Annotated in this window: 9 protein-coding genes; 1 reads left to right on the plus strand and 8 read right to left on the minus strand. The window is 48.9% G+C overall.

What is annotated here, in order from left to right:
- Positions 1-143 precede the first annotated feature (143 nt).
- The 5 genes from DB032_RS23900 to DB032_RS19420 are packed head-to-tail and all read right to left on the minus strand — an operon-like array spanning position 144 to position 8,030.
- The gene (locus DB032_RS23900; RefSeq protein WP_146176739.1) at positions 144-2,414 is read right to left on the minus strand and encodes a transposase family protein; all 2,271 of its coding nucleotides are present in this window, start codon (positions 2,412-2,414) and stop codon (positions 144-146) included.
- Positions 2,415-2,458: 44 nt separating this feature from the next.
- Positions 2,459-3,385 (minus strand): hypothetical protein, encoded by a 927-nt coding sequence (locus DB032_RS23905; protein ID WP_158274367.1) that lies wholly within the window; start codon positions 3,383-3,385, stop codon positions 2,459-2,461.
- Positions 3,361-4,860, minus strand: a complete 1,500-nt coding sequence (locus DB032_RS23910) for a TniQ family protein (protein WP_233246802.1) — start codon at positions 4,858-4,860, stop codon at positions 3,361-3,363. Before DB032_RS23910 ends, DB032_RS23905 begins: the two co-directional genes overlap by 25 nt.
- A 54-nt stretch (positions 4,861-4,914) precedes the next feature.
- Positions 4,915-6,657: a TnsD family Tn7-like transposition protein gene (locus DB032_RS19415; RefSeq protein ID WP_107800914.1), complete on the minus strand. Its 1,743-nt coding sequence runs from the start codon at positions 6,655-6,657 to the stop codon at positions 4,915-4,917.
- Positions 6,654-8,030 (minus strand): hypothetical protein, encoded by a 1,377-nt coding sequence (locus tag DB032_RS19420; protein ID WP_146176742.1) that lies wholly within the window; start codon positions 8,028-8,030, stop codon positions 6,654-6,656. The genes DB032_RS19415 and DB032_RS19420 overlap by 4 nt, the downstream gene beginning before the upstream one ends.
- A gap of 880 nt (positions 8,031-8,910) precedes the next feature.
- Here DB032_RS19420 and DB032_RS19425 point away from each other — a divergent pair.
- A complete protein-coding gene (locus DB032_RS19425; protein ID WP_146176743.1) occupies positions 8,911-9,429 on the plus strand; it encodes a DUF6471 domain-containing protein in 519 nt (172 codons plus the stop codon).
- Between the two features lie 1,109 nt (positions 9,430-10,538).
- Here DB032_RS19425 and DB032_RS23915 read toward each other — a convergent pair.
- The 3 genes from DB032_RS23915 to DB032_RS24890 form a co-directional block, all read right to left on the minus strand.
- A complete protein-coding gene (locus tag DB032_RS23915) occupies positions 10,539-10,718 on the minus strand; it encodes a hypothetical protein (protein WP_146176744.1) in 180 nt (59 codons plus the stop codon).
- Between the two features lie 140 nt (positions 10,719-10,858).
- Entirely contained in the window at positions 10,859-11,140 is a 282-nt protein-coding gene (locus DB032_RS19430) for a CopG family ribbon-helix-helix protein (RefSeq protein WP_107800917.1), read from the minus strand.
- A 629-nt stretch (positions 11,141-11,769) separates the two neighbouring features.
- Positions 11,770-12,234: a Mov34/MPN/PAD-1 family protein gene (locus tag DB032_RS24890; protein WP_107802021.1), complete on the minus strand. Its 465-nt coding sequence runs from the start codon at positions 12,232-12,234 to the stop codon at positions 11,770-11,772.
- Positions 12,235-12,260 lie beyond the last annotated feature (26 nt).

Genomic DNA, 12,260 nt, shown 5'->3' on the forward strand with positions numbered 1-12,260 from the left:
AACTCGCCCACGGTTTGGCTCAACCGCTAACCTATACTAAGTGCATGAAAACCGTGCGTCAATACCTGCTGAGTATCAGCCATGAGGCATCAAGCAACAAACTGTAGTCTCTCGCATCTAATGCTCCCCGCCCGCACTGCCGGCTAACCATCGATGAACAAATCCTGTTCGTCATCAATCCAAACCAAGTCGTTATCGCGACCAATGGGCTTGGCGAAATCGCTCTCCTGTAAAGGTGCCTGATTGAACTCAGAAATAATGGATGTCACCTTCTGGCGTTCTAGGTGTCTCCGGGCCTGCTCTTTCGGTGTACCAACCGTCTCGACCACAGGAGCCGCCATTGCTGCGTTACGCTCAACATTGTCTATCTTGGCTTGTGTGACTTTCGAAACCACCGCGGCAGATGCCGCCCTCTCAGCACTAATGGCGGCATTCACGTGCTTGCGAGCGATGAATTTTGCTTCTGCAGACAGGTGTTTTCGGTAGTAATTTTGGTATTTTGTTAAAAAACCATACCCGTCCTCGAATATCTTCTTCGTCGATGCTGTAGCTTCAAGCAGCCCAAGTCCTTGACCTGTCAACTCCCATAACAAGACAAAGGGAGCATTTGGAATCTCGTAAGTTTGTATTTCACAAGAGGCCTTATTGTGCATTGCTTCAGAAGTACGCGCATAGAGCTGAAGTTCTGCCGAGGTATATTTTCTACCATCGATTGTAACAATTCCATTCGGAGCTTTCTGTTTTCGAGGAATACATAGTCTTCTAAAAATATCTTCTGGAGCCAAGTCCCACTGGGCATCACCACGCCTACGGTTTTTGTTGTAACGATATATCTCAGCAGGGCAAGCGGCAATGTTGTTCTTCATCATATCCGGCGTCAAAAGATGGCTTGCATCGGTCTCCAGATTACGCCTACTAATTGCCTTAAGCAGGGCTTGCATGAATTTCTCCAAGGAAACTGCTCCCTTCTTGGCGTTTTTTTGTCTTTTCCTATCCTCATCCTTATCGCCAGTTTTGAATGTAGAGCCAGACAAATTACTCAGCTCCTCTTGGAAGTACTTCATCACCTGCTCAGCGTGCCCTTTGGATGGAGGGCTACCCGGTGGAGCCATTTTTGCAGCCACTCGCAACCCATCAACAAGCGACGTTTGTGCCCTCAATGATACTCCGGGCCCCCGGTCAATAAATAAATCAGTGGCACATCCATAAACCATGCCGGCCAGATATGGCACACCCCACCGATGAAGCTCACGAGTCTTGGGCGTATATGCCGAAAAGACACAATTTAAATATGCATCACCATTTTCAGGACCAAAGCTCACATCCCAACCAACAATAGCCAGACTTGCCCGGTCAACAGCCAGCAGGACAGTAATTTTCCCTCTCCCGTCAATCCACATCTCTTTGCCACCAAAAAGAAGATAATTTTCTGCAAGGGTTCCATCCATATCCAAAATGGACAATTGGTCATGCACAATGTCTTGAGCGCTACCTCCTCTTCGACCTGCCTTAACTTCCCGACTTTCATCTCGCTCAGCCCTAAATTGCTTAAGAAATCTCCTGCCAATCCTCTTCATATTATCGTCTCCGGAAAAACTCCTGGGGTCGACTTGATATGTTACTAGGTTTCCATCCTTATCACGATTAAATGCCACACGACTAACAAGCCAACGCTGAAATATTTTAGGGAAATTATCATTACTATCCCATGCTTCTTTCCTTAAAAAGCTAGCGTATTTTGCAAGCTGTTGCTTGGTTAGGCGCTTTCTCTTGTGCCCTTTATTCCCAAATATTTTCTCGCTGTCAGTTCTCCTGCCAAGCAGCGTATGAGTTCCATCTGCATTTCGTAAATCTCGCCGAGAGACACCTGGAGCACCTTTTCTCCAATGATGGTCTATAAGTGCATTCTCATGCCCGCCATAAAACTTATGCATTTCAAACCACTGTCGCACTGCATCCTCACAAACACCGAATCGAGTTGCGGCATCTCCAACTGCTTTTGCATTAATTTTACAGTTCCAAAAAACAGAATCTCCCCAACATCTATCAATATACTCAACAACGCTTCTTCTCCGGTCCAACTCTGGACTACTTCCTGGAGGGATGCTGCATTGAGTCATTTGCTCTGGGATGCCAAACTCCGCCACACGTACAAGCGTTCCATTCGCAAGAGCATTATCTACAAAATTTCGCGCCCATTTCTTTCTATTTCTGACTTTTTTCGAGGGCGGATTCGGTATAAATATTTTACTCACTAGAGCATTGCCCTTGACAGCCTTTACCACCCCCAGTTCAACAACGCAGACACTCAATTCATTATAGGCAAGGACCCTAAATATTAGCTCCTTACCGCGCCCAACAATAAGCGATAGATTACTGTTGCGTATAATTACCGGTTTTTCTGCAGCATCCACAATTAAATCCCAGTCAAATTCAGCAACATGAAAATCTACAATTATCAGTCCCCAACCAAAACCAAGGGCTTATCAGGCAAAATTTCATGTTCATGGTCAAGTGTTAGATAGCCTAAGAAATTCGCAATCGCGAAAATCCGATAGCCTACATCCCTCCCCAATCCTAAACATCCTGCAGCGGCACTAATTCTCTGGTCGCATATTTCAAACCTAGTCTCATTCAACAATATGGTCGCCATATTTGATGCGACCTCCTGATATGTTGAAACATCATTCACCAGCTTCATATACTCAAAAAGACGTCTGTTATTAATATGTTCACGCATGGAAATTGAATGCTCAGTCATTATTTCGTGTGTACAACCCCACCAACGAAGCAATTCCACCTCACGTAGATGCCTTTTCTGTACAGATAGCTGCTTTAGCTTTTCATAAGGCTTCACTGAAACGGCGTGATAGTGAAACCCCGAGCCCCCTGGTATTTGCAAAGTAAGAAGAAAATCAATAGTTATCACGCCGCGTTTTGGCATACGCAAATTCATTTCTTTGTATTCCTGATACATGCCGCGTTCCCATTCTGGATATTGCGCACGCACCTCAACAACAAATGGATTCATCCCAAAATGATAGAGGCAGCGTTCTTCAAGTCCAGAATGGTTTGGTGTAAGCCCTCCACCTTTAAAGCCAAAGTAATTTCCAGCAATACCAATTTTGCTATCCTGTGCTTTTTTCCATGCTTCAAATTTCGGTGTTGATGGATGCCCACGCGGGTCATGTTTCGGCAATTCAGGAGGCCATGACAGAATCGGCTTACCAACCAAATCCGCCAAATAAAAACCTGTTGCATTTTCAGGTCGGGGAAAGCTCTCAACGTAGTCAAGCTTACCGGTACGGAGAATGCGTTTTGCATCATCCGGGGTGTAGGGCAGATGACTACAATCAGCAATTAACCTGCGTTTTGGGTATGCCATCGTGAGCATTTTTCCTGCTTCAGGTTGTTTCCTTCCACCCGCTTCTTCCACTCAGCAAAGGTTTCTGAGCAAGCAGCAAGTGACATTTGAATACCTTCGCTCGCAAGCACCAAGTTAGTAGCGGTTTCGCACGACACATTGGAGAGAAGATAAGCTTTAGTGATTCGCTGCATGGGCCTTTCTTTAAGAGATAACTCGTATCGTTTCTGTATATGCCTAGTAAGCTGCTCAATTTTTCGCACATTAATAAGCTCTTGAGTTACATAACACCGTTTTCTGGCCATTGACGGTAGAGTGCGGTCGTACCATGCCTTATCGATATTCAACAGATAACGGAGTGCAGCCTTGCTACCAGGTAGCGATTTTAATTCTGCTCTATAAATGGCTGGATTTTCATGCAGTAATTCAAGCAACCATTTTCTATATGTCAACCTAAGATTAGCCTGCTGCTCCCACGGAAGACCACCAACCCATTCAATGTATTGCTCTTTCGTTCGATGCCTATCCTTTCGGCGCTTGTCGGGAATTTTTTTATCCGACTCAGGATTAGAAAAACGAATACCAACCGTTTCTTGGCCTGCTCGTAGCACATCTGAGAAATTATCAAATCCGCCAAAAACCGCATGTATGACCGCAAGATTTTGAATGGGATTGCGAATAGGACCATAGTGACCCAAAGAACCTACCAGACGCTTCAAGGTATCCAAGCCGATACCTAGGAATGAGCGATAATCCGGTCCAATAGCTTGATATAGCGCTTCATTCAACCTGTTATGCAGACGCCGGCAGTTTCCAAAGTAATGGTGCAGAGCCTGTGTGACAGACTCCGAGGACACCACTGAAGAGCCCGTTCCTCGAAGAATTTGGTCGGCCATACTGGCGACCGATATGGCCATTTCTTGCGTTTTGTTATCTAGCCTCGCGACTACCCTTAAATGGCCGCCACATACACAGCGTCTCATCGGACGCCAGTTCGTCCGTACACGACGATGACCAGCTTCACAGGCCTCACAGAACGTGAGTAGCGGTCGTTTATGTACTGGGCACGCCAAAATTCCCGGCATCAAGGCAAGTCGGTGCCAGATGGCATAACCATTCTGGTGGATGTCGCGCTCCATGCACTCTGGGCACATAGTCATCCTTCCTCGGAAAGCACCATTCGTCATACCAACACGAGCGGCCACCCCCTTAATTGCGATTCCCTTGTGATGCTCACGTAATGCTTTTGAATCTTTTCCCGTCAAGAATTTTGCATAAAGCGGAAATCGAGTATGACCATCAATTAATTCGTCAACAGGTGGAAGTTTGGCCTGCAATTCCTCCCCAAGGTGGCCAAGCCCAGAGGGGAATACCCATCCTGGTCGTCTTGTAGAGTCCGCTACAGTGCTTGGCCGTATAAGGACCTTTCCTTGACTCCTCTCAAATGACTGACGCACAATAAATCCAGTCACGTCTTCTTCAGGCACCATGTGCATGGTGAACAACTGCGGATTTCTACGCACCACTGGCAATCCCCTAAATTGAAATAATCAATCTGTTTTTTTCTTTAATGCTTTACGAATGGTCTCTTCACGGAGGCCAGCTTTCTTTGCAATAGCACATGGTCTACCGACAAGCCCAGCAAGGCGCTTGAGACGCGCTCGAACAAAATCATCATGCTGCTCCTCGCGCTTTTCCACAAAACCATTATCCTCACACTTCTTCAAAGCATAGATAGGGACTCGTGTAAGTTCTTGGAAACGATAGCGGGACATGTTGATGCGCTTTTTATCTGGCGCAGTACAAACATCAGCTGCTTCAGCGAGCGCGCTATTTAAGTTGCAAAGTAATTTGCATGGCGGGCTTGCACGCACTCCATTATTAGGCAACTGGAAAGTAGGCTGATTGGCCACAAACCAGTCATGCGCATTTCTATATAAGCGCATCCATAATGTTGGATATTTCTTCCGTAAACTATTGCGAGGCATTTCAGGATTTGTCTGGATAGCATTCAGCCATTCCGCCTTATCAGACTCTATGCGAGCACTCAGCGCTTTCTCGCGAGGAAGCGGTACGTCTGTCAAAATTGCAAGTTGGCGGTACACGCTTGTTAGCGAAATTTGGAATTTTGCAGCAACTTCAGACGGTGACTTACCATCCACTAGCTCTTTCTTGACTAGGTTAGCAACAGATTCCTTCAAAGTTTTAGGACGCCAACTGACATTAATTTCATAACGTTTGCACAACACGTTGAGTAGCGAGGCACTAATTCCCATAGCCATTGCTGTTGCCTGCAGGGCCTTATGTTTAGCCAGCTCGGCAGCAACAGCTTCACGCAACGGCATTACCTTTGGACTTACCAATCTTCTGTGCGCTGCCTCAATGGGTATGGCTACCGTGGACTGGGCTGGACCGGTGTATGGCTGTTGCTCCGCAAACCAAGCAAATAACACACACCATTCTGGGTGGATACTTTTTTCATTACGCAATAGCGCACGTATCGCATTTTCAATATGCCGTTCCGACTGGCATAGAATTTTTAAACGCTCATCCGAAAATGCTCCATCAAAAAAAATCGAGAACTTCCGTGTAAAATCTATAAGGTGGAACCGATTGTTATCATCTATCCAACCTGATAATTTGAATAAATCAATAACACTATCTTTGTCGTATCTTGATAAATACACAGGCGTCTCCATGCAATATTCAATGCGTTTCCCGAGTTCCATAGTCATAACCACTTGATAACTATTTGGCTTTGACTGGCAGTGGGCATCAAAAAGTAGCAACTGTCTCTTGCTGGCACACAAAGGAACACCATGAATGGGGCAGACATTTACGAATGGCACACCCATGCGCCGATGGATGAATGAGAATCCAAACTCTCTTTTTTGCTGCTCTTCACATTCAGAACATTGCAGATAACTCTGTTCACTGACACCAAAAAGTAAAGGAAGTCGGCAGAGCCGAACCGGCCCTTTGTACATATCAATCAACCTAGCCCGCTGAGCAGAAAACTTCGCCTTGGGCAGGCCGCAGCAAATGAAGTTGAATTCGGTATGCTTATCGATGAGCGTATCGATATCGCCATAAAGATAGCCGAGCTCTTGATGGAATAAACCAAGGTAATTCGGCATTCCATCAAGACTGGGGCGTCTATTGAGAAGCTGGCGGCATGCCAGAGACAAGGAGTGCACGCCGCCATAACTCAGTATGCGAGTGAGGAAGGCGTTCACAATCTCTCCGTCAGGGAAGTGCGGCGCTACCAAAATGTTCCGATTCATGGCGGTCATATCCGACTCAAGATTGCTTCATCCAACCACTCGTGCACCTGAGGCTTTTCAAAAAGCGCCGCTGGAAGGTGGTCGAGATTCTTCAAGACAGCCAGCTTGCCTTTACCAGATACCACTTCTTGCGTCCTCGCGATGGCACTTCGGGCACCGGTATGCAGCTGTAACGCCCGCTCAAATATTTGCCTCACAGCGTCTTCGGTAAGGTGGCCTGGCTGCTGCATCTCAGGTGTCGTCACGAGCGTGACGTGCAGCGCCCGAAACCCCTGAACCAGCCAACCAAATCGGCCAAATGTCGCGCCATATACCCACTCAGGAAGCGCAGCCGGCATCTCACAATGTTCTGGAAGCACTCCCTCCTGCCACAACCAGGTAACCACTTGCCGCCAGACACCTCTGGCTTTCGGGACCACGCCATCTACCAACGGAGCAGGCTTGGGAATCGGGTCGAGATGCAGACCAGGGCCGTTGACCAGGTTAGAGGCCGTAGTTCCCATGAAGCTTGTGCAGTACATGAATGCGCTGGTGCCTGAGATGAGCACTGGGATGCCTGTGTGCTGTCGCAACTTAAGCAGGAATTGCAAGATGGCCGCTGTATGCCCATTGACGTTTGCAAAGCCACCACCATCGAGGACAACCAGGCCGACATTCAGCAGGGTGCAGATTGCAATTGCTACATTCTGGCCACGCCACCCCTCTATATCGGACAGTGCATTGATATCGGTGTCGTACCCTCCAATCACAGACAGTACGCGCTCACGCATATCCCTAAGCATCCCCTGGAGCGTTCCGCAGGTCGGGTAGGTTAGGTAGAGAACCGGTATCACCCACATACATCGCGGAGCAGGATGCTCTCCCTCGACCAAAAATGGCCTACCCAAGATTTCAACCAAGCGCCGCAAAGTCGCAGTTCGCCCCATTAATGAGGGTCCTGTCAGCCAGAATCCTGTGTCGGTGATAGAACTGAGACATACAGGTAGTGGTCGCAATCTCTCGCCATGCAGAACCTCCGCGGTTGCATGGAAATAACGCCGAAACTCCTCACAACCAAACTGCTTGGCGCGGTATACCTCGCGAGTCTTAGCCAGAACCTGCGAAGTAAACGTCAGTGTCTCCGCTAGCGGGAGATAGGCCCCGCTGAAACTGGAGAGGGCTTGGATTTTGGTCTCGGGGTCGGCCTTTCGCAGTTCTGCTGCATGAGGCACCGCCGGCCTCCGCATCTTGTTACGCAACTCCGTGGCCGGCAGTACTCGCATGATTTCGGCCATGCGGGGGCTCAATAGGTCGCTCACGGCAACTGAAGTGGAACTCAAGACAACTTCCCGCGGCATCACTTGCGGGGAACGGGAAGCCGTGGTGACCAGAGAGTTATGCATGGCGGCCACCTATCAAGGCAGGTTCAAACCATGACGCATACAAGCCGCACCGGGAACAACGATGAGGCAACGGGCAGTAGGCGTGGCCCCTGAGCGGGCAACTTACGATAAAAGAGTCTGGGCGGCGGGAGTATAGGCGGCCGCCATCCATGACGCGGATAGTCATTTCCATTGATTGCATCCATAGCTTCGCCCCCCTGCAGGCAAAAAATTGGCCGCAGGGGTTGACAGAGCACGCCATGCATGAAACCATCCCGTCTGAATTGGGAGTTTGGGCGGCTTCAGTTTGGCTTGCCACTAAAACAAACTCAGTGGAGGGATTTCTGGGGGCTACCAGAAACCCTCCATTTTCATTTGTGGTGCATAGGTTGTTGGTGCTGCTATCGAATTAGCGTTTACATGCTTGTGCTCCAGCCCACTGTGATTGAGAAATGGTGTAACGGCTCGCTTGACAAAATGCCAATTACCGGTATAACATGAGGCAATATCGGGGTTTTTGCGTTTTCGTATAAAACAAAAGAATCCGCATTCTACTGTGCACTCTCTCCCCAAAGCAAGGGCACGCGTTCGCACAGCAGTTCTGCACGTACGCACACAACCGGCCTGCTGCAATGCCCTCGCTTAACTCAGCTTGCAAACCGCCAAGCCATCACGCATAACGTCCTTTGCGCACTCCGCTTCGCCATCAGCTCCCTTCTTAACCCACATGCGAGCCATCGCACCAACCATTGGCAGAAACAGCCGACATTCCTACAATTGAGCTACACCAACGCTGATAGCAGGGTCCTTGCCCATTCCAAGCGGTGAGAGCTCTCCTATAAAAATGTAGGTATTTACAGCGTAAACGATAGACGTAAATTTCTAGAACACAAGGAAATTTGTGAGCGAAAAAATTGCTCCTTGGGCAAGCTTGGCTGCCCGCGTCGTTCGCGTTGCCCTCATGCGAAAAGATGTGGGCTATGCCGAGCTCGCTAGGCGGTTAGCAACTACATTTGGCATGCACGAAGACGAAAAAGCACTGGCGTCTCGTGTCGCGCTCGGAAGGGTACGCCTGGAGTTGTTCCTGCAGATTCTTCATGTGATTGATGCCGAGCCGCCTATGCTTTGGCGAACAGCATTTGATGTTGCAACCCCTTGGGACGAGCGTGCTAAAGCTGTCATTCTTAGCGAAATCCGTCAAATCCCACCGGTGAGCATCGATGAGCTTGCCGCTCGGCTCACCACGCTTGGCGCCAGCTTCACACAGAAGACCCTCGCTGCTCACGTAACGTCTGGAAATCTATTTCTACCCGACTTCCTACGATGCCTCGTTATCCTGCGCAGCAGAAGTTTGGACGCCTTTATTGAATATCGAGACTTGGTTTCAGCCGCAGCATCCACACCTGCAAGCGTCGACTAAACAAACCAAGCATCATTGCCATGCCCCCAGCTTCGTCACTCGCTCCTCGACGAAAAAGTACGTATTAACTTACATTTTTACAGCAAGCTACCACCCCCTGTAGAACCCATTCCCAACGTCAGTCAACAGCCCTTACCAGCTATACCCCCATCGCAGGCTGCAGACCACACATCATCCAAGATACCCAAGACGAAGGAGCTCAGATGGCCATCTCCCTGCACAACCGAAGGCGTGGGTTTTAAGCTATACGGATGCAGCCCACTGCATGTGCTGCGCATAGAATCCGCTTGTGAGTCATGCCGAAGACGTGAATGCCACCGTACTGAGTAGGCAACGCTACAACAGCAAGAGGAGGTTAGACGGTGGCACCCAGGACGAATTCTAAAAAGAATGGGGGGTGCTTCTTGTGCAATTCTGGCGGGAAATGTCGCGACAAATAAATACGTTGGGAAGCAATGCTGGCGTGGGTTTCCAGGCAACTGAGGCTACGAAAACCCACGCTTCTTCGAAACTAAAAACCAACGCTTCTATTTACCGCTTACACTAGTGATAGATTGCAATTATGCCTGCACCACACATCCCTTTAAATTCAATGTGTTACAAGAAAATGCAATACTGCTAATGTTTGCACTTTTCCATCAACACAAATAGCCACAATAGCAAATAGGTTTGCACTACGCAGACTTCAACTATGGAGCTATAGGGAAGACTTAAGGGGAGCAACCACTGCAAATTCACACAGCATACCCCTAACAATTTTCCCGTACGAGCTATCCTCTACGAAGTCATCTAGCTTCTAAAACGGTCTTGAACCGCCCTAGCTTTTCTCGCCCCTTTGCCGCAATGGAGGTTCTGCTTCTAACACTCAACCGGCGATTGTGGAACCATAACGACGCTTCGGGCTGTAGAACATCTTGATATGATCGAGTATGTCCCGGCGGACATATTCCTCGTCGAGAGATAATCTTCCCTCGAAACACTCCTGCATGGGCAACTAAACTAACTCTCCGCCACGGTATGCCATCGCAGTTCCCCCGCCTGCTCATTGAAAGCGGTACCAATCTCCCCACACTCTAGATTTTAGCACTGGGAAGATACGACTAATAAATTCAGTCAACCAAGCGGCTCAGTATTTCCATGCGTTTTTTGGCAAAATAAGCTTTCACCTCCTCATCCGGCACACTAGGAGCAGGATCATTTATGGCAGCTTGAACTGCTTGGCGTACATAAGTGTCATAGTCCGTGGCAGAGGACGTTTCCAAAAATTCGGTTGGTTCGGACTTGTGCATCGTTTATATCCTGCTGGTAGAGTTTTCGACAACTGAGCTGGGCTCCCAACGGGGGAAAACCAATTGAAGAAACCATTTGACCTACAGACCATTTATTTTTCAGTGCAAACTAATTGCATTGCCGCTAGGTCTAGAAAGTTTTACTCTCCCTCTTTCCCTGTTGACATAAGTGAGCTATCTGCTCCCAGTCTTTCCGCCCACATAATTACGGCCTGGTGGCTGATGACTTGACCAAGGTCGACATCCGCAAGTGCCTCTTGGGTAAGGTGTTCGAGTTCTTCTTCCCTCTCGATCCAAGCAGATAACGCCTGCGTCATGATCCAGTCACGGGAGCACCTCTTACGACCTGCCATGTAGTCGATTTTGTCTGCCATTGAGGCCGGAACATGAGCTGTAATTACTCTAGTTAGGTGGTCAGACATCATGCACTCCTTAACCAAGTCTGCCGCATCACGATATAGTATTGATTCATTCACAAATGTAGACCATTCCCCCGACCAAAAAACCACTCGTCAAACGGGGAAAGACATTGACGCCATGCCATTTGGAAATAAAACAACCCGGCAAGCAACTGGTAGCCTGTGACATTCACCCATATGATACACCACCGATTAGTTAGCAATTTTCTCACGTAGGGGTCGATAGTTTACCGATACGGCATGTCGGTCTAGAACTACAGGACGCTATATGGCCGCACATAATTATAGTCTTGTCGCCAGGGCTCGATCACTGCTCTGACCTGGACTAGGTTGGCTGATTCTGGCATTCCTTCAGCATTGATTGGAGCCTGCACCGAAGACCACTCGCAGCTGGCTGGGACGCTTCTTGCGGTGACGCAAACACAGTGCAACCCCTCTTCGTGGTACAGCCGCTCCACGCGCTTGTGGTTGATGGGCCAGCAGCAGCGAGCAAGCGCAGTGTGCCAAAGCACCGCCGTTGCTCAGGCTGTGCCGCAACACAGTATCCTGGTCAGGGTGTGACGGGAAGCATAACCTGGCCAAAACGGCCAGCTTGTACCACCCATTATGCGCCTATAGCTCCTCTACTATTCCTATCTAGACCGCTTTCCTTCTCTTCCATCCATTTGAAAATCAACGGTATTCGACGTTTCTTTCAGCTCCTCCCACCTACCCCCAGCCTCACAAGTAAATGCCCATACAGCCATAGAGAGAGTCTTACCGTGGTTCCCGATGATGACCATCAGGTAGCGCGAGCGTTGCTCCAGAAAAGACTTCAGATATGCCTGGGTCGTTTCCCGGTCCAGGCTAGAGGGAGTCGGAGATATTTCAGGGTGGGTGTGCCATAAGCCCACCGCGTGCCGTCCTTGGGTGAATTCATTATGGCGAGCCAAATCCGCAGCAGCCGTGTCTGGGTTCCAGCTGTGCCGACTACGGCGATCACCGGCATTGGGCCCCGCTGCTGACGTGATAATCAGGCCAGATGCATCGGGTGCAGCACTAAAAATCTCTCCTCCTGCCTCGTCCTGCCACAGCCTACGCTGGGCGTGGGCATACATATATTCAAGGACCAGCTCGGTGAACA

It is taken from the genome of Chromobacterium sp. Panama, from assembly GCF_003052555.1.
Classification (GTDB): domain Bacteria; phylum Pseudomonadota; class Gammaproteobacteria; order Burkholderiales; family Chromobacteriaceae; genus Chromobacterium.